The sequence below is a fragment of the Pyxidicoccus caerfyrddinensis genome (assembly GCF_010894405.1).
GTDB lineage: Bacteria > Myxococcota > Myxococcia > Myxococcales > Myxococcaceae > Myxococcus > Myxococcus caerfyrddinensis.
Genome location: NZ_JAAIYA010000030.1, coordinates 131,787 through 148,992, shown reverse-complemented (window position 1 = coordinate 148,992; position 17,206 = coordinate 131,787). Strand labels below are relative to the sequence as shown.

Here is a 17,206-nt window from a genome sequence, read left to right as displayed (position 1 = left end):
ATGTTCACGCCTGGAGATGGCGCAGCTTCGAGGGCGAGACGATGATGTCGACCTCGTCGATTCGCCCCGCGCGGACCTCGAGCGCGAAGACGGCGTACACGGAGCTATCGACGAGAATCACGACACCGGGCTTCCCGTTGACCCTGGCGATGCGCCACGACCACGAGGAGCCCTGGCTCAAGCGTTCCCTGCCGGCCAGGATGAACCGCGCGACTGCGTCCGCGTGGTGGACGGGTTCGCGTGTCTCGCCTCCGTCGCTGTAGAGAGTCACGTCGGTGGACAGCAACTCGACGAGGGCATGAACGTCGTCGCTCGCGCACGCCTCCGCGAAACGCAGGGCGAGCCTCTCATGCTCGTCCGATGACACGCTGAATCGGGATTGCCCCAGGGCGAGTCTCTCCTTCGCCCGGTGCACGAGCTGTCGGCAATAGGCGTCGCTCTTGCCGACGGCGCGTGCAATCTCGGGGTACGGTCGCTCGAAGACTTCCCGGAGCAGGAACACCGCGCGCTCGACCGGTGACAGCGACTCCATCACCCGGAGGAGCGCAATCGAGAGGGTCTCGGATTGCTCGGCGGCGGTCTCGCCCGGTGGCGTGGCCTCCCTCTCGACCAGCGGCTCCGGGAGCCAGACGCCCACGTAGGACTCCCTCCGAGCGGCTGCCGACTGGAGGCGGTTGATACAGAGGTTCGCGACCACGCGGCGCAGGTACGCCTGCGGCGACGCAATGGCTTCGCCATCCTCGGCCCGGCTGGCGCGTTGCCAGCGGAGATAGGCTTCCTGAACGCAATCCTCCGCCTCCGCAACGCGGCCCAGCATGTTGTAGGCAATGGAGAGGAGTGCCGCCCGGTGGGCCAGGAAGAGCTCGTCGCCGCTCGCCGTCATGCCGCGCGCTCCAAGACGTCCCGCGCAACCGCTTCCGCGCTGGCCAGGCTGGCGTGCGCCAGATGGTCCTGCGCTCCGACGAAGTCCCCCACCAGGTACACGCCGGGCGCGTCTGGAACGATGGGAGAGGGGCGCCCCTGAAGCCCCTGCTGTCCGGCCGTCACGGCGCCCCCTGAGACCTGGATGCGGGGAAGGTATTGGGAGGCCACCACCACCTCGCGCCATCCGGGCTGGAGCTCATCCAGCCAGGCTTCGAGCTGGCGACGGTCTTCGCGTGGGTCCTCGTCGAGGTCAGACGGTCTCAAGGGCAGGTACTTGACCAGGTGGAGCAACGCGCCGCCGACCGGAGCGAGCCGGCACGAGCGGGAGTGTACGGAGTAGTAGAGAGGTTGGTCCAGGCGCAGGACCACCAGGCGCCGGGGATCCGGCAACGCGTGCAGCGCGAGGTCCAGGCACGCCGCGCGCACGGGCCGCGCGCGAGCCGCCCACGCGTCGACCGAGGGGCACCCGAGCAGTCGCGCCGCGGCCATCACATCGGTGGCGACCACCACGGCCGTCGTGTGAAGGGTGCGGGTCGGGAGTCGTACGGTGTGCGGCGGTCCGAGCTCGATGCCCGTGACGGCGGCGCCGTGAATCATCTCCACGCCCGCCGCACGTGCCGCGCTCTCGAGCCCATTGACCAGGGTCTGCCAACCCCCGTCGAGGAGGAGTGCTCCGCGCTGCGAGCCCACGAGCGACAGCGCATACGCCGCATCGACCTCATCGGGCGCGTGCGTGTACGTCGCGAGCCGGACCACCGCTTCGAGGAGGCGCCGCACCACGGGATGCCGCGCATGCTTCTCCAGCCAGGCGCTCACGGGCCGACCCCTCCAGACGTGAAGGGGCTCGGTCCTGAGCAGGCGGAGAAGCTGGGCGAGCTCCGCGCGCGACGCAGGGTCCAGCACCTCGCTGGTCGCAAGTGAGTCCGCATCCACTGGCAGCCGGCCGATGCGAGCTCCGTCCTGGCACTCGTAGAGCGAGCGGTCTGTCTGCCCGCCCGAGAGGGTGATGCCAAGCTCGCGCAGCACGGCCTCGCCGGGCCCTCCCGAGTAGAACGCGTGAATGCCGAGGTTGAACTTGAAGCCCTCCCGCTCCGTGGTGATGGCGCGACCGCCGAACCGAGGCGCTTTCTCCACCAGGGTGACGGTCCGTCCCCCGCGCGCAAGGAGGGCGGCAGCGGCCAGTCCGCCAATCCCTCCGCCAATCACCACCACGTCTCGCTGTTCCCGTATCGAGCTCATGCCCTGAAGACCGGGTCACCCGAGCGTTTGTGACACCCCCTGGTCGCCCCGATGCATCCGCGCCGCGTGCTCCATCCATCGCCAGGATTCCAGGGCCCGTCCGTATCCACGGAGTCCGTCCAGATTCAGCGCTCGTCGAAGAATTTCGAGGCTCCCCGTTCAGGGGCTGCAACCCTCTCCTCCATCTCCAACACGCTGTGCGCGGACGCCTGCGCGGGCTCGTACTCCACCGCCTCCCAGTGGGCCACCCAGGCGCTCGGCACCCAGACCTGCCTGGGCGCCTACGCGGGCTGCTGCCAGTACTACGTCGACCAGAACTTCAACCGCTGCGGGGGCTGACACCTCGCGGAGGGCGGCCCACGCGCCAGCCTGGACCTCCACGGGTCGGCGCGTGGGCCGTCGTGCCCGCGAGCAGAGTCCCCATCCGTCTCAGGCTCTCAGCGAGCGCGTACGATGCAGGAGGTCTTGATGTAGTCCACATCATCGAAATAGGCGCACGAGAAGTACACATCGAGCCTGGCGGTCGCGGTGCAGTCCTCGCGCCCGGTCTGGATGGTGAGGTCTGATTCCAGGTCCACGCAGTCGCAGCTCTTGCAGCTCGCCTCCTTCTCCAGACACAGATAGCTCGTCACAGCGGTTCCGATGGTCGCGCAGTATTGAGTGGCGCGCTTGCAGCGGATGTCGCCACACTCGAGCGTCTCTGGGAACGACTGGGTGTCCTCGTCCACGTCGTCTTCTTTCGAGTCACCACAGCCCACCACCAGCATGGAGAGAAGCACCAGGTACCGCGTCGTCGCCTTCATGTCGTCCTCCCGAGGAGTCATGGGGGGCATGAACGCCCCCTCCTGACGGGAAGAGACAGGCCGGGTGACACCGTTGCGTGAAATCGACCGCTCCCCTTGTCGATATTCGATGCCAGAATCTCGGACATGGCCTCCTCCAAGCAGCACCCCGCAGACAGCCACGACCTGATTCGCGTCCAAGGAGCTCGGGAGAACAACCTGAAGGACGTCAGCGTCGAGATTCCCAAGCGGCGGCTGACGGTGTTCACCGGCGTCTCGGGCTCGGGCAAGTCGTCGCTGGTGTTCGGAACCATCGCCGCGGAATCGCAGCGGATGATCAACGAGACCTACAGCGCGTTCGTGCAGGGCTTCATGCCGACGCTGGCCCGGCCCGAGGTCGACGTACTGGAAGGACTGACGACCGCCATCATCGTCGACCAGGAGCGGATGGGCGCCAACTCCCGCTCGACGGTCGGCACGGTGACCGATGCCAACGCGATGCTGCGGGTGCTGTTCAGCCGCCTCGGCAAGCCGCACATCGGCTCGTCCAACGCCTTCTCCTTCAACGTCCCGTCGGTCCGCGGGGTCGGGCAGATTTCAGTCGAGAAGGGAGCCGGGAAGACGGAGAAGCGCGTCTTCAATCTCACCGGCGGCATGTGCCCGCGCTGCGAGGGCATGGGCTCGGTCACCGACATCGACCTGTCCCAGTTGTATGACGACAGCAAGTCGCTCAACGAGGGGGCGCTCACGATTCCCGGCTACACGGCCGACGGCTGGCACGTGCGCATCTTCGGGGAGTCGGGCTTCCTCGACCCGGACAAGCCCATCCGCAAGTACACCAAACAGGAGCGCCAGGACTTCCTCTACAAGGAGCCGACCAAGGTGAAGGTCGGGAACGTGAACCTCACCTACGAGGGCCTCGTCCCGCGCATCCAGAAGTCGTTCCTGACCAAGGACGTCGACGCGATGCAGCCGCACATCCGGGCGTTCGTGGAGCGCGCGGTCACCTTCACCACCTGTCCCGAGTGTGCCGGCACCCGGCTCAGCGAGGCCGCTCGGTCCTCGAAGATCAAGGGAATCAGCATCGCCGACGCCTGCGCGATGCAGATCAACGACCTGGCGAAGTGGGTGAGCGGTCTGGACCAGCCGTCCGTCGCACCGTTGCTGGCGACGCTGCGGCAGACGCTCGACTCGTTCGTGGAGATCGGCCTGGGCTACCTCAGCCTCGACCGGCCGTCCGGCACGCTGTCGGGCGGTGAGGCGCAGCGCACCAAGATGATTCGCCACCTCGGGTCCTCGCTCACCGACACGACCTACGTCTTCGACGAGCCGACCGTCGGGCTGCACCCCCACGACATCCAGCGGATGAACGACCTGCTGCTGCGGCTGCGCGACAAGGGCAACACCGTCCTCGTGGTCGAGCACAAGCCGGAGGTGATTGCCATCGCCGACCACGTCGTCGACCTCGGCCCCGGTGCCGGCACGGCCGGCGGCGAGGTGGTCTTCGAGGGAACCGTCGACGGGCTGCGGGCCAGCGGCACGCTCACCGGGCGACACCTGAGTGACCGGGCCTCCCTGAAGCCGTCGGTGCGCAAGCCGTCGGGGGTGATGAAGGTGCGCGGTGCCCGCACCCACAACCTGCAGAACGTGGACGTCGACATCCCGCTCGGCGTGCTGGTGGTGGTGACCGGGGTGGCCGGGTCGGGCAAGAGCTCCCTCATCCACGGCTCGGTGAGCGGCAGGGAAGGGGTGGTGTCGGTCGACCAGACCCCGATTCGAGGCTCGCGGCGGAGCAATCCGGCGACGTACACGGACTTGCTGGAGCCGATCCGCAAGGCGTTCGCGAAGGCCAACGGCGTGAAGCCCGCCCTGTTCAGCGCCAACTCCGAGGGCGCCTGTCCGACCTGCAATGGCGCAGGGGTCATCTACACCGACCTGGGGATGATGGCTGGCGTCACCTCGGTCTGTGAGGACTGCGAGGGCCGGCGGTTCCAGGCGTCGGTGCTGGGCTACCGGCTCGGTGGGCTCAACATCGCCGAGGTGCTCGACCTGTCCGTCGAGGACGCGGTCGCCTTCTTCGGCACTGGCAAGGGGCGTACGCCGGCCGCGCACGAAATCCTGCGGCGCATGGCCGACGTGGGGCTCGGGTATTTGCGGCTCGGTCAACCGCTCACGACGCTGTCGGGTGGCGAGCGGCAGCGGCTCAAGCTCGCGACGCACATGGGGGCCGAAGGCGGCGTCTACGTGCTCGACGAGCCGACCACCGGGTTGCACCTGGCCGACCTCGAGCAGTTGCTCGGGCTGATGGACAGGCTGGTCGACTCCGGGACGTCGGTCATCGTCATCGAGCACCATCAATCGGTGATGGCGCACGCGGACTGGCTCATCGACATCGGGCCGGGGGCGGGCCACGACGGCGGGCGAGTCGTGTTCGAAGGCACCCCGGCCGACCTCGTGGCGGCGAAGTCGACGCTGACCGGCAAGCACCTGGCGGCATTCGTCGGCAGCCGTTCAAAGGCTGTCACGGGTCGCTGAAGGTGAGCACCTCAGCCGGCTGACCCATTCGGCCCAGGCTGGGCGCGTGGACCCTTCGCGCGCCAGCCTCTTGCAGTAAGCAACGCTCCCAACTTCGCTGGTGGTGAGCCAGCACTGCTCGGGAGTGGATCTCATGAACGCGCGGCGTGCCTGGTCCTTGTGTGTGTTGTTCGCGAGTGGCTGTGCCACGGCGCCGACTCCCCGCGAGACGCAGCCCGTCCCCGATGTGGCCGCCCTGGATGCCGAAGCGGCGCGCGCGATGGCCGCCACGGGCGCGAAGGGGCTCGCGCTCGCGGTGATTGACGACGGACAGGTGGTGGCGGTCAGGGCCTACGGCGCGCGCAATGCAAGGGCAGTGGCGGCCGGACTTCGCTCGCAACCTAGCCGACGGCTGGATGGCCGACGGCACCGTGGAACCGCACGACGAGCGCAGCACCGTGCGCGCGGCCGGTTCGATGGACACCACCATCGACGACCTGTCGCGCTTCGCGGCTGCGCTGGTGCGCGGCGAGCTCCTGGCTCCACGGGCCCTCACCGAGATGACCGCGCCGCATCTGCCCATCACCACCCGGAGTCAGTTCCCCACCTTGCAGGACGAGCTGCCGCCGGAGCAGCGGCGCAAGGACCTGGCGGCGGGCCTGGGCGTGGTCGTGTTCGACGGCCCGCAGGGGAGGGGGTTCTTCAAGGGCGGCCACAACGACAGCACCGGCAATACCCTCGTGTGCCTGCCGCGCGGACGCCGCTGCGTGCTGCTCCTGGCCAACGACGTGCGTGCCGAGCCCGCGTTCCCTCACCTCGTGCGCTTCGTGCTCGGCGAAGCCGGCGTGCCCTGGAGCTGGGAGTACGGCGACAGGGCGTTCTGGGACGGCCGCTGAGCGAGGCCCGGTGCTCACGGCATGAGGTTCGGTTCACCGTTGATGACGAAGGAGTGCGTGCCCTTCGAGTCCGCGGCCCTTATTGCAACCGTGTGTCGGCCAGTAGTTTAATAGCCCCTGAAGTCAAAGAGGGGGTATCACACATGAAGAAGCTGCTGTTTGGTATTGCTGCGGCGTTGTTCATTGGGTGTGGCGCAGGTGAGGCTGGCGAGGTGCGGGAGCTGGTGGAAGAGCATCCGCCCGTCGGCTCAAGCACGTCGGAGCTGACCACCGGGACGAAACCGCCCTCGGGCTGCCTCTTCTCGTGCTCCTATCGGCCTGAATTTGAGCCACTGGGGCAGCTTTGTACGCTGACCTCGAGCACGTGCGTCAACAACGTCCGGAACTGCGTCTACAAGTGCGAGGTCATCGAGGCCAATCCGTACGAATAACAGGGATGAGCTGGTGCTGGTGCCGCGTAGCCCGGCATGCCCTGGAGGGAGGGCCGGCCGGGCCACGCGGCCCTGGGGCGGCCTTGCCGTGTAGACGGCGGGGCACCGCTTCCCGGCGGCACGCCATGCGTGCAGGCTGGGGCGCCATGAAAGCCCTGCACCGCAAAGACCTCTATGGATGGGCTCGCTTCGACGAGGCGCGCAACCTGGACTTCCACAGCGTCCTCTGGGTCCGCCCTGCAGGGAACGTGGTCTTCGACCCGCTCCCGCTGTCCACGCATGATGCCGCGCACCTGCGCTCGCTGAGTGGGGCGGCCTGGGTCGTGCTGACCAACTCGGAGCATGTGCGCGCCACGCGGGAGCTGGTCGCGGACTTCGGTGCGAAGGTCGCCGGCCCCCGCGCCGAGTCCGATACCTTTCCCCTGAAATGCGACCGGTGGCTCGCCGTATCCGCTGCATGAGCCCCGCCTTGCAGATCTGAGCCGGCGCTAGCAGGGCTCCGTTCACCCTGTCGGCTTGCGCCGGACATCCCGGCTCACGGAAGACGGGGCTCATGCAGCGGATACGTTTGTTCTACGAGGCCCTGTCGACGCAGGCTTTGACGACCCCCGCGGTAAGCCCGCCAGCCGCAGCAATGCACAGGATGCAGCCGGCGCCCGCAGTGACGAGGCAGGCGGCGCTACATATGGTGCTGAGCGACGAGATGACCCAGCTGGCGATGCCGGCGCTATTGAGGCAGTCTTCGAACTTGCCCCAGTTGAGGCCCAGGGCGCGGGCGTTGGCGTCGCCGGTTTCCAGTCTCAGGGACGCGGTCGCCAGGGTGTTCGCGGCGGCCTCTTTGTCCTTCTCAGTGATTTGGCGGTCGAGGACCTGCCGACCGTCGATCCAGACCCGGGCCTGCCCAGAGGTAGCGCTGTGTTCGATGAGGTGGATCTCGACGGTCTGGGTGAGCCGGCGGTTCGCGTCGAACGCGTAGCCGACCGCGCTTCCGGCGGTCAGGCCGGTGATTGGCACCCGGACCAGGGTGGCGCCAGCGGCAAGGCGGTAGACTTGGGCCTGGGACACGTCCGCGGCCGAGCCGTCGGGCAGGTGCAGGGTGACCTGTCTGGACCGTTGAAGCGCCTCGGCCTGCTCACGGGCGGCCACGGCCTCAGGCGACCCGGGTTCAACAACCTTGCTGGCGAGCTGTTCGGATTCCTTGAGAGCCCGCTCCATCGCCGCCACGTCGCCCGCCGGAGCGCTCTCCGCAGCCATGGCCGTCGGACCGCCGGCCATGAGCAGGGTGAGCCCGGCGGCGAGGACAGCCCTTCCCCCACTCCACAGCGCCCCCATCCTTCTGATGCGTCTGCTCCGTCGGTGGCTCTCTTCTTCCTCTTTGTGCCAGCTCTTCTCCCACTTCATGATGTCCCCATCCTTTCTATGAAGCGCCCCCGAGTCAGGCACCTCGCCCGCCCTCACTCTCAACAACAGGCACCCTTACCCAATACTTGATTCGGCTCCTCGTCGCTGCAACCGCGCCCCTCGCTCCTGGCCCCACTTGTGGGGGCCGGGCGTGGGTGCGGCAACGCTCTCGAAGGGCAGTGCCTGATGCAGCGGCAAGGCAGGAGTCGAAGAAGGAGCAGACGGGCGCCACGAGTGAACTGATGCCTGCCCTCCCGAGTACGAGTGCCGCAGCAAGGAGATAGCTATCAACCTCAGTGGCATCCATGGGGTATGCGGCGCCCCCGCCAGACGACTGGACGACCGGTACAACGGGCCCGTCGTGAACTCCTGGCCCTCGCAGTACTCATCTGCGCTCAGCCCACTCGTGCGCCAGTTCTCAACCCGCTTCTTCCACAGCTCCGCGTTTGCCATGCGCCCCACCTTGCGCGCGCCGGCTCACCTCCACCAGACGGGGCTCATGCAGCGGATACGGCTCGCCAACGGCGAGACGCTCGTCCCCGGCCTGGAAGCCCTGGAGCTGCACGGCTCCAAGACGCCCGGCGAGCTGGCCTTCCTCCTGGAGGACACGACGCTGCTGACGGGAGACCTCCTTCGCGGCCATATGGGCGGCCGGCTCAACCTCCTGCCGGACGCGAAGCTGAAGGACGCAGCCCGTGCGCGGGCATCTGTCCGCGGGCTGCTGGCCAGGACGCGCATCGACACGGTGTTGGTGGGCGACGGCTGGCCGGTGTTCCTCGGCGGGCGCGCGGCACTGGAGGCGCTGGTGGCCGCGCTGCCCCAGGACACCTGAGCCTCACCCACACTGCCCATGCGCCTCCCAGCTTTCTCATGCTCTCAGCCGGGGGCTATCACCTTGCCATCCACCACCATGGGGAGCCGCAGGGCGCCCCTCTCCAGCCTTTCCAGCATGGAGAGGGTCATGTGCAGGGCCTGGTTGTCCCTGTCACCCCGCATCAGCGCGTGGATGAAGACCGCGTAGCGTCGGAAGAGCGAGCTCGTGGAAGAAGCGCGGAGCGGTCTTCGAGAAGCCGGTGAACGGTGTCGTCATGCTCAGGGCGGGTACTTCCAGGAGGGCTTGTACTGATCGCGGTAGAGGTACGAGTCCTTGAAGGCCGCGTTGACGGCAAACTCGCCGTCGCGCGCGGTCTTCGCCGTCGGCGTCAGCACCAGGTTCCACTCCCCGATGCCTTCAAAGTAGTGCTTCTTCACCGCGTACGTCATCTTCTCGACCGGGGGATTGTAGCTCGACTTGGAGCCGCCCTTGTGGACCGTGCCGGTGACCTTGGTGGGTGAGAGCGTGAGGGTGTCGCCGGTCCGCTTGTACGTGCCGGTCTCAGACACGAGTCGCCAGGTGTCGGACCCGAACTGGCCGCCAAAGCCCTCGCTGTAGAAACGGTACGTGCCGTCGGCGGAGAACCGGTACTGCCGGATGATCGATCCGTCCCGCATGACTCCGGTCCGTGGGTCCGCGTTGCTCGAGCTCGTGCTCCAGGTCCCGATGAGCGAGGAGGCGGGCGTATCCGTCGTTGCGGTGGCCGCTGGCGCCGGAGCGGGCGCCGCGACCGCTGCGAACGCGATCGATTCGATCACGGCTGCCATTGCGGGATGGCAGCTCGTGATTGTCTTGGAGCTGTTCGACACGAGCATGAGGCTACCGACCACACCGCGCTCACGAATCACCGCGAGCTCTCCGTAGTAGCTACCGGCGGCATCAGCGAGCGACGCGGCGCTCACGTACTCCGTGAGCCCGCTCTTCAGCTTCTTCGCAGGGCGCGTCGTCACATGGGTTGCCGTGAACTTCGAAGCGACGATGTTCGACCACTCGAGCTTGAGATCCGATGCGAGATTGCTGCCCTCCTGGCGTGGCACGAACACCCCGAGCAAGCAGAACGTCGTCCCCGTGATGCGCGTGTACTCATGCTGCGCGGGCTTCTTCACGCCCTCGAAGCTCGCCGGGGGCATGTACGTCCAGGCACCGAGCGTCTCCGCGTGTGCGGACGTCACGACTGCGAGTGCCACGAATCCGACAACCATCGCGTGCCAGTTGCGCATCGCCTGATGATTCCATAGCGCCGCGGCAACTCAAACCGCGGATAGCGCGCGGCCTCGGCCTCGCCGCTGCAGGGAGCGCGGTGTTCATCTCCCTGCCGTCGGATCCGCGCTGGGGCATCAAGGCCTTCGGGAAGACGGTGGGCCTGTCGGAGGGAGTGCAGCAGCGGATTGCGGCGCGAATCGAGGCGCGGTTCGACATGCGGCTGCGTGCAGCCCGGGGCCGGAGCGGACGGACACTTCACCGGGAGGGCGCGGAAGGCGCCGTGCCGGGCACCCGCGTGAGCACCAACGCCGGCGAGTCCTGCACCCGGGTGTCGTGCCTCACTCGCGTGCCCAGCACGAAGTGGGTGCCAAAGGGCGAGTACTCCACCTCCGCGGCGTAGGCGGTGAAGAAGCGGTCGTCGCCGTAGGCCACGTCCGGGAAGAACTCGTTCGGAAGGTCGCCCTGGGAGATGGCGAAGCCGGAGGAATCCCACACGCGTCCATCCTCGCCCAGGCGCGCGCCCCGGATGCGGTGTTGGCCGCCACGCGTGTCATCCCAGACGACCAGGGACTTGGATTCGTGGTGCGCGACGCGCGGCAGTGTCTGCTCCCCGGGCGCGGTCGAGATGGGGATGCCAGCCAGGTCCTCCACCGTCCCATTCGAGCGCACCCGGGCGCCGTAGATGTCGAACGTGCCGCTCCGGTCATCACCCCACACGACGTGGTAGCGCCGCCCCGTCCACGTCACGTCCGGCCGGCGCTGCGAGCCGGTCGCCTGGGAGATGGGGAAGCCCCCGTCATCCAGAATCGTGCCGTCCTCCTTCACGCGGGCGCCGTAGATATCGGGCGAGGCTGTGCCGCCCCGCGCGTCAATCCAGACGATGAGGAACTGCTTCTGGTTGTTGTTCCACGCCACCGAGGACTCCCCCGCGAGATTCCCGGCGGGACTGACGGTGTGGTCCACGTCGGGAAGCACGCCGCCGTCCCAGCGGACTCGCGTGAAGGAGATGATCGATTCCATCTCGGCGACGATGTTGTAGGTGACCGTGCAGACCTTCGGGGAGCACGCGAGGCCCAGCGGCAGGGAGACCGTGCCCGGGGGAACCACGTCGAACACCGGACCCACCACGGTGCCGTCCGTCGCCACGCGCACCCCGGAGATACCGGTGCCCGCCTGCCACACGACGAAGAAGTGCGTGCCGTTGAAGGCGGCGACGGGCGCGAAGCCACGGACGGCCCTGGGGTTCAGCCGCAGTCCGCCCGGGTCGAGGAGCCTGCCGTCCGTCCTCACGCGCGTGCCGTACACGCCGCCGTCCCGCTCATCCTCCCAGACGACCAGGTATTTGCCCTTTCCGAACGCGACCGACGGCGTGCCCCGGGCCACCGGGGCCGGCACGAAGCCCTTCGAATCCAGGGACCCGGCCGCCAGCCCCTCCCCGTCGTCGGAGTCTGGTGCCGCGCTCGATGCTTCGGACGCGACGTCCTCCCCCTGCCTGGAGGCCTCGCCGGGACTGAGCGGCCCACACCCACAGGCCAGCACCATCGTCCCGAGCAACACACCGCCCCACAGTCCAACGAACCTGGACCTCCGCGAACCCCGCATGTGCGCCCCCCAGTGAAGCCACCGGCAAGGTCTTCACACGGGGGACGGACAGCAATCCGCCCGAAGGGTCGAGTGTGGAGTGTGTCGCTCGATGCCCTGTGATGGGCCGGGCCCACTCGGAAGCAGCGCGCCCGGCCCGAAACTTCTTCAGCGGCCTGCCAGGAGCACTACCCGCCCATCTTCGCCATGCGGCGGTTCATCTCCTCGGGCGACACGTCCTCGACGTGCTGCGCGAGCGTCCACTTGAAGCCCTCGGGGTCCACGAACTGGCCGGAGCGGTCGCCGTAGAACTGGTTCTCCAGCGGCCGCACCACCTTGCCTCCGGCCTTCACGAAGCGCTCGGCGAGCGCATCCACGTTCTCCGTGTAGATGCACAGGCCCACCGGCGTGCCGCCGAAGTGCTTCGGGCTCTTGGCGCCCATGTCCGGGTACTCGTCGGACACCATGATGCGCGAGTCGCCAATCTGCAGCTCCGCGTGGGCGACCTTTCCGCCGGGCATCGGCATCCGGTACAGCTCGGTCGCGCCGAGGGCGGTCTTGTAGAACTCGATGGCCTTCGTCGCGTCGCTCAGCGCGAGGTACGGCGTGATCGAGTGGTAGCCATCGGGAATCGCCTTGGGCATGTGTGCTCCTCCGGGGGTGGGGCCCGCGCCATGCGGGGAGCGGCAGACTGCGCGACGCGAGCCCTGGTCTGCAAGCCTGTTCAGTAGTCTGTAAAGCAGTGGATGGAAATGACCCCAGGGGTCCAGGCGTACATGGGGGCATGCTCTCCCTCCGCAATCTGGTGAAGGTGTACCCGGGCCCCGTCGCCGCCCTGCGCGGCGTGGACCTGGACGTGCCGCGCGGCATGTTCGGCCTGCTGGGACCCAACGGCGCCGGCAAGTCCACGCTGATGAAGATTCTGTCGGGCCTGCTGGAACCCACCTCGGGGGAGGTGACGCTGGACGGGGCGGACATCGTCCGCAACCCGGAGGCGCTGCGCCCGCACCTGGGCTACCTGCCGCAGGAGTTCGGCTTCTACCCGTACCTCACGGGCGAGGCGATGCTGCTGTACCTCCTCAAGCTCAAGGGCGTCACCGCGCCGCAGGGCCTGAAGAAGCTGTGCGCGGAATTGCTCGAGCGCGTGAATCTCACCTTCGCCGCGAAGCGGAAGGTGAAGGAGTACTCGGGTGGCATGCGGCAGCGGCTCGGCATCGCCCAGGCGCTGGCGGGCAACCCCAAGCTCATCATCGTGGACGAGCCCACCGCGGGCCTGGACCCCGAGGAGCGCCTGCGCTTCTACCGCTTGCTGGCGGAGGTGGCCCACGAGCGCACGGTGCTGCTGTCCACGCACATCGTCGAGGACGTGGCCATGCTGTGCCCGCGCTTCGCCGTCATCCGCCAGGGCCGTGTGGTGGCGATTACCTCCCCCACCGACGCGAAGGCCGCCATTCAAGGCACCATCTTCGAGGGCACCGCCTCCGCCGCTGAGTTGTCCGAACTCCAGCGCACCCGCCGCGTCACCCAGGCCGTGCTCTTCGAGGGCCGCAACCGCGTGCGCATCCACGCGCCGAACGCCGCCGTGCCCGCGGGCTTCGAGCGTGTGACGCCCACGCTGGAGGACGCGTACCTCCTCCTGATGAAGGACGAGCAGACGCCCGCCGAGGCCTCCGCGCCCGTCCACGAGGTGGCGCGATGAATGCGCAACGGCTGGGCACCGTGGTGCGCACGGAGCTCGCGCACCAGGTGCGCCGCCCGCTGTTCGTCATCCTGCTGCTCATCACCTTCCTGGTGGTGTGGGGCCTGTCGTCCGGCAACGTGACGATTGAGTCCGGAGCCAGCCAGGTGGGCGGACAGAAGGCGTGGGTGACGAGCGAGTTCGCCGTCTCGCAGACGCTCATCTTCCTCACCTTCCTCCTCTACACGTTCTTCATCTCGGTGGGCGCGGGCATGGGCGTCATCGCGGATGAGGAAGCGCGAGTGGGCCCCATCCTCCACACCACGCCGCTGACGCCGCGCGAGTACGTGTGGGGCAAGTTCCTCGCGGTGCTGGCCGCGTACGGGCTGGCGCTCGGGGCGATGGTGGCCTTCCTGGTGTTCTTCCACCACGTGGTGCCGGCGGGGGAGAACGCGGAGTACCGGGGCCCGCTGTCGCTGCTCAACTACGTGCGGCCGGCGCTCTTCTTCGGCGTGCCGTTGCTCGTGTTCATGGCGGGCACGGCCTTCGCGGTGGGCGAGCTGACGCGGCGGCCGGTGCTCGTCTACTTCCTGCCCGTGGTGTTGATGTTCATCTGCGCGTTCTTCCTCTGGGACTGGTCGCCCGGGTGGTTGGACCCGCGCGTGAATCGCCTGCTCATGGCGGTAGAGCCCGCGGGCCTGCGGTGGCTGAGCGAGACGTGGGTGAAGGTCGACCGGGGCGTGGAGTTCTACAACCACGAGCGCGTGGGGCTGGACGCGCTCTTCGTCTTCAGCCGGCTGGGCTTCATCGCGGTGGGACTGGGCGGCGTGGCCTGGAGTGCGCGGCACGTGGCGCAGGGGCTGCGCGGCGCGCCGGTGCGGACCGTGAAGGGGAAGACGCTGGCGGACGTGCCGCCCGCCACGCCGCTGGGGACCTTCCGCGAGCACGCGCCGCTGGCGTCGCTGAACATGGGCGTGCGCGCGCCGGGGCTGCTGTCCGGGCTGTGGGACGTGGCGCGCGTGGAGGCGCGGGGCCTGCTGTCGCAGCCGGGGCTCTACCTCTTCGTGCCCATCATCCTGCTGCAGACGGTGGTGCAGTCGCTCAACGCGGTGGGCCCGTTCGACACGCCGCTGTTGGCGACGCCGGGGCACTTCGCGGTGCGGAGCATGGGGCAGGCGTCCACGCTCGTGTGCCTGCTGCTCATGTTCTACACGGTGGAGTCGCTGGAGCGGGAGCGCGCCTACTTCTTCGCGCCCATCCATGACGCCACGCCGGTGCGCACGCTGTCGGTGCTGCTGGGCAAGGCGTTCGCCAACAGCCTCGTGGGCGTGGCCATCCTGATGGTGACGTGGCTTGCGGTGTCGCTGGTGCAACTGGCCCAGGGCAACGTGCCGGTGTCGCTGGTGCCGTACGCCATCGTCTGGGGGCTGCTGATGCTGCCCACCTTCGTGCTGTGGACGTGCTTCGTGCTGGCGGCGCGCGCGGTGGCCGGCGGGCGCTTCGGCGCGTATGGCCTTGCGCTCGCGGTGCTGTGCCTCACCGGCTTCGCGGCGGTGCGCGGCGAGCTGAACTGGGCGACGAACTGGCCGCTGTGGGGCACGGTGCTGTGGTCGGACCTGGGGCCGTTCGAGCTGGACCGCACGGTGCTCGTCCTCAACCGGGTGGGCGCGCTCGGGCTGGCCGCGTTCTTCGCGGCGCTGGCGGTGCGGCTGGACGGGCGGCGGGCGCCGGACTCGGTGAGCCTGCTGGAGCGACTGAAGCCTCGCGGGCTCTTGAGCGGCGCGTGGCGGCTGACGCCGTGGATGGTGGTGCCGGCGGTGGCGCTCATCGGCGCGGCGGTGCAGGTGGGGCAGGGCTGGCAGGGGGACGCGGCGAAGAAGCGCGCCAAGGAGTACTGGCAGAAGAACCTGGCCACGTGGAAGGACGCGCCGCAGCCCGCGATTCAGGACGTGGACCTGGACGTGGACCTGGAGCCCGAGGCCGGCACGTTCCACACGCGCGGCACGTACACGCTGGTGAACCGGCACGACAAGGCGCTGGAGTCCTTCGCCCTCACCGGCGGGGACCACTGGGAGGACGTGCGCTGGACGGTGGATGGGAAGGAGTCCGAGGCGGAGGACCGCTCGCGGCTGTATGTCTTCAAGCCCGTGGGCGGCATGCAGCCGGGCACGGTGCTGCGCGTGGGCTTCGACTTCCACGGCCGCTTCCCCCGGGGCGCGACGAAGAGCGGCGGGAAGGTGGAGGAGTTCATCCTGCCGTCGGGCGTGGTGCTCACCAGCTTCGGTCCCTCGTTCGCGCCCGTCATCGGCTTCCTCGACGACATTGGAGTGGACCCGAAGGAGAACAAGTACGAGCCACGCGTGTACTCAGACAGGTACTACGAGGGGCAGACGGAGGCCGCCTGGGGCATGGGTACGCCCTTCACCACGCGCATCCGCGTGACGGGGCCGGCGGACTACACGCTCAACTCCGCGGGTGTGCTGGAGAGCGACGAGGTGAAGGACGGCCGCCGCGCCAGCGTGTGGAAGAGCGACCACCCGATGAGCATGTTCAACATCGTCGCGGGGAAGTGGACGGTGCTGCGCGGTGAGGGCACGGCCGTCTTCCATCATCCGTCCCACGTCTACAACGTGGAGGAGATGCGGCGCGGACTGAACGCGGCGCGCAAGTACTACTCGGAGTGGTTCTACCCGTATCCATGGAAGGAATTGAAGCTGTCCGAGTTCCCCGGCCTGGCCACGTACGCGCAGGGCTTCGCCACCAACATCACCTTCTCGGAGAGCATCGGCTTCCTCACCAAGAGCACGTCGAAGGCGAACGCGGTGCTGCTGATTACCGCGCACGAGGCGGCACACCAGTGGTGGGGCAACATGCTGATTCCGGGCAAGGGCCCGGGCGGCGACGTGCTGTCGGAGGGCACGTCGCACTACTCGGCGCTGAAGCTGGCCGAGCAATTGGAAGGGCCCGCGATGCGGATGGAAATCGCGAAGCGGCTGGAGGAGCGCTACGCGAAGGACCGCCATCTGGACGCGGAGCAGTCGCTGGTGAAGCTGGACAACTCGCGCGAGGGCGACAACACCGTCCTCTACGACAAGGGCGGCTGGGTGTTCTGGATGATGGAAGATTTGCTCGGCCGCGAGGCGATGCACGCGGGCCTTCAGGCCTTCCTGCGCCAGTACATCTCCAGCGCGGACCACCCGGTGCTGCAGGACTTCACCGCGGCGATGCGGCCCTTCGCGAAGGACGCGGCGGCCTATGACGCCTTCGTCCAGCAGTGGTTCCACGAGGTCCACGTGCCGGAGTACCGGCTGTCCGCCGCCAGCGTGAAGCAGGAGGGCGCGCAGTGGGTGGCCACGGTGACGGTGGAGAACACCGGCACCGGGCGCATGCCGGTGGAGGTGGCCGCGGTGAAGGGCGAGCGCTTCCCGGAGCGGACGGAGGAGGAGGCCGCGAAGGGCCCGGCGACCCAGTCCCCCGACTACCGGGACGCGCGGAAGACGGTGGTGCTGGGCGCGGGAGAGAAGGCGGAGGTGACGGTGCGCGCCGACTTCGCTCCCGAGCGGTGGGTGGTGGACCCGGACGTGCGCGTGCTCCAGCTGCGGCGTGAGAGCGCGGTGCTGAAGCTGTGAGCTTCGCTCGGGACGGGGCCCGCCTATCCGGGTACCCGTCCCGCGTGTGCGCGG

The 17,206-nt window shown here is 68.4% G+C and carries 16 protein-coding genes; 8 read left to right on the top strand and 8 right to left on the bottom strand.

What is annotated here, in order from left to right; genetic code table 11:
• Nucleotides 1–4 precede the first annotated feature (4 nt).
• A complete protein-coding gene (gene sigJ / locus G4D86_RS44685) occupies nt 5–883 on the bottom strand; it encodes an RNA polymerase sigma factor SigJ (protein WP_164001180.1) in 879 nt (292 codons plus the stop codon).
• Nucleotides 880–2,163 (bottom strand): phytoene desaturase family protein, encoded by a 1,284-nt coding sequence (locus tag G4D86_RS44680; RefSeq protein ID WP_164001178.1) that lies wholly within the window; start codon nt 2,161–2,163, stop codon nt 880–882. The genes sigJ and G4D86_RS44680 overlap by 4 nt, the downstream gene beginning before the upstream one ends.
• A 51-nt stretch (nt 2,164–2,214) precedes the next feature.
• Here G4D86_RS44680 and G4D86_RS44675 point away from each other — a divergent pair, with 51 nt between their 5' ends.
• Nucleotides 2,215–2,502 (top strand): hypothetical protein, encoded by a 288-nt coding sequence (locus tag G4D86_RS44675; RefSeq protein WP_164001176.1) that lies wholly within the window; start codon nt 2,215–2,217, stop codon nt 2,500–2,502.
• A gap of 98 nt (nt 2,503–2,600) precedes the next feature.
• Here G4D86_RS44675 and G4D86_RS44670 read toward each other — a convergent pair whose 3' ends face one another.
• Nucleotides 2,601–2,996, bottom strand: coding sequence for a hypothetical protein (locus tag G4D86_RS44670; RefSeq protein WP_164000959.1), 396 nt, complete (start codon nt 2,994–2,996; stop codon nt 2,601–2,603).
• Nucleotides 2,997–3,092: 96 nt separating this feature from the next.
• On the opposite strand from G4D86_RS44670, the gene G4D86_RS44665 reads away from it, so the two are divergent.
• The 4 genes from G4D86_RS44665 to G4D86_RS44650 all read left to right on the top strand — a co-directional run bounded on the left by G4D86_RS44665 (nt 3,093) and on the right by G4D86_RS44650 (nt 7,247).
• The gene (locus tag G4D86_RS44665) at nt 3,093–5,480 is read left to right on the top strand and encodes an ATP-binding cassette domain-containing protein (protein WP_164001174.1); all 2,388 of its coding nucleotides are present in this window, start codon (nt 3,093–3,095) and stop codon (nt 5,478–5,480) included.
• Between the two features lie 410 nt (nt 5,481–5,890).
• Nucleotides 5,891–6,355, top strand: a complete 465-nt coding sequence (locus tag G4D86_RS53495) for a beta-lactamase family protein (protein ID WP_240360833.1) — start codon at nt 5,891–5,893, stop codon at nt 6,353–6,355.
• Between the two features lie 143 nt (nt 6,356–6,498).
• Complete coding sequence (locus G4D86_RS44655) at nt 6,499–6,786, top strand: hypothetical protein (RefSeq protein ID WP_164001172.1); 288 nt, start codon at nt 6,499–6,501, stop codon at nt 6,784–6,786.
• Nucleotides 6,787–6,932: 146 nt separating this feature from the next.
• Nucleotides 6,933–7,247: an MBL fold metallo-hydrolase gene (locus tag G4D86_RS44650; RefSeq protein WP_240360832.1), complete on the top strand. Its 315-nt coding sequence runs from the start codon at nt 6,933–6,935 to the stop codon at nt 7,245–7,247.
• Nucleotides 7,248–7,359: 112 nt separating this feature from the next.
• On the opposite strand, the gene G4D86_RS44645 is transcribed toward G4D86_RS44650, so the two are convergent.
• Nucleotides 7,360–8,187, bottom strand: a complete 828-nt coding sequence (locus tag G4D86_RS44645) for a hypothetical protein (protein WP_164001170.1) — start codon at nt 8,185–8,187, stop codon at nt 7,360–7,362.
• Between the two features lie 75 nt (nt 8,188–8,262).
• Nucleotides 8,263–8,640, bottom strand: a complete 378-nt coding sequence (gene tnpA / locus G4D86_RS54400; RefSeq protein WP_420821889.1) for an IS66 family insertion sequence element accessory protein TnpA — start codon at nt 8,638–8,640, stop codon at nt 8,263–8,265.
• Here tnpA and G4D86_RS44640 point away from each other — a divergent pair.
• Nucleotides 8,639–9,019 (top strand): MBL fold metallo-hydrolase, encoded by a 381-nt coding sequence (locus G4D86_RS44640; protein WP_164001168.1) that lies wholly within the window; start codon nt 8,639–8,641, stop codon nt 9,017–9,019. The genes tnpA and G4D86_RS44640 overlap by 2 nt on opposite strands.
• A 260-nt stretch (nt 9,020–9,279) precedes the next feature.
• Here the strand turns inward: G4D86_RS44640 and G4D86_RS44635 are convergent, their stop codons facing one another.
• The 3 genes from G4D86_RS44635 to G4D86_RS44625 all read right to left on the bottom strand — a co-directional run bounded on the left by G4D86_RS44635 (nt 9,280) and on the right by G4D86_RS44625 (nt 12,489).
• Nucleotides 9,280–10,281, bottom strand: coding sequence for a lipocalin-like domain-containing protein (locus G4D86_RS44635; RefSeq protein WP_164001166.1), 1,002 nt, complete (start codon nt 10,279–10,281; stop codon nt 9,280–9,282).
• 238 nt (nt 10,282–10,519) lie between these two features.
• Nucleotides 10,520–11,659 carry a hypothetical protein gene (locus G4D86_RS44630; protein ID WP_240360831.1) on the bottom strand — a complete coding sequence of 380 codons (1,140 nt, stop codon included), beginning with the start codon at nt 11,657–11,659 and terminating at the stop codon, nt 10,520–10,522.
• Between the two features lie 374 nt (nt 11,660–12,033).
• Entirely contained in the window at nt 12,034–12,489 is a 456-nt protein-coding gene (locus G4D86_RS44625; protein ID WP_164001162.1) for a VOC family protein, read from the bottom strand.
• A gap of 140 nt (nt 12,490–12,629) precedes the next feature.
• Here G4D86_RS44625 and G4D86_RS44620 point away from each other — a divergent pair, with 140 nt between their 5' ends.
• Together G4D86_RS44620 and G4D86_RS44615 are read left to right on the top strand one after the other, a co-directional pair.
• A complete protein-coding gene (locus G4D86_RS44620; RefSeq protein WP_164001160.1) occupies nt 12,630–13,544 on the top strand; it encodes an ABC transporter ATP-binding protein in 915 nt (304 codons plus the stop codon).
• Nucleotides 13,541–17,152, top strand: coding sequence for an ABC transporter permease/M1 family aminopeptidase (locus G4D86_RS44615; RefSeq protein ID WP_164001158.1), 3,612 nt, complete (start codon nt 13,541–13,543; stop codon nt 17,150–17,152). Before G4D86_RS44620 ends, G4D86_RS44615 begins: the two co-directional genes overlap by 4 nt.
• The last annotated feature ends 54 nt before the right edge of the window (nt 17,153–17,206 follow it).

Excerpts from the sequence above, each read along its gene's own strand:
- G4D86_RS44640 (WP_164001168.1), top strand. The coding sequence starts at position 8,639 with ATGCGCCCCACCTTGCGCGCGCCGGCTCACCTCCACCAGACGGGGCTC.
- sigJ (WP_164001180.1), bottom strand. The coding sequence starts at position 883 with ATGACGGCGAGCGGCGACGAGCTCTTCCTGGCCCACCGGGCGGCACTC.
- tnpA (WP_420821889.1), bottom strand. The coding sequence starts at position 8,640 with ATGGCAAACGCGGAGCTGTGGAAGAAGCGGGTTGAGAACTGGCGCACG.
- G4D86_RS44670 (WP_164000959.1), bottom strand. The coding sequence starts at position 2,996 with ATGCCCCCCATGACTCCTCGGGAGGACGACATGAAGGCGACGACGCGG.
- G4D86_RS44645 (WP_164001170.1), bottom strand. The coding sequence starts at position 8,187 with ATGAAGTGGGAGAAGAGCTGGCACAAAGAGGAAGAAGAGAGCCACCGA.
- G4D86_RS44680 (WP_164001178.1), bottom strand. The coding sequence starts at position 2,163 with ATGAGCTCGATACGGGAACAGCGAGACGTGGTGGTGATTGGCGGAGGG.
- G4D86_RS44635 (WP_164001166.1), bottom strand. The coding sequence starts at position 10,281 with ATGCGCAACTGGCACGCGATGGTTGTCGGATTCGTGGCACTCGCAGTC.
- G4D86_RS44655 (WP_164001172.1), top strand. The coding sequence starts at position 6,499 with ATGAAGAAGCTGCTGTTTGGTATTGCTGCGGCGTTGTTCATTGGGTGT.
- G4D86_RS44615 (WP_164001158.1), top strand. The coding sequence starts at position 13,541 with ATGAATGCGCAACGGCTGGGCACCGTGGTGCGCACGGAGCTCGCGCAC.
- G4D86_RS44675 (WP_164001176.1), top strand. The coding sequence starts at position 2,215 with ATGCATCCGCGCCGCGTGCTCCATCCATCGCCAGGATTCCAGGGCCCG.
- G4D86_RS44665 (WP_164001174.1), top strand. The coding sequence starts at position 3,093 with ATGGCCTCCTCCAAGCAGCACCCCGCAGACAGCCACGACCTGATTCGC.
- G4D86_RS44650 (WP_240360832.1), top strand. The coding sequence starts at position 6,933 with ATGAAAGCCCTGCACCGCAAAGACCTCTATGGATGGGCTCGCTTCGAC.
- G4D86_RS44620 (WP_164001160.1), top strand. The coding sequence starts at position 12,630 with ATGCTCTCCCTCCGCAATCTGGTGAAGGTGTACCCGGGCCCCGTCGCC.
- G4D86_RS44625 (WP_164001162.1), bottom strand. The coding sequence starts at position 12,489 with ATGCCCAAGGCGATTCCCGATGGCTACCACTCGATCACGCCGTACCTC.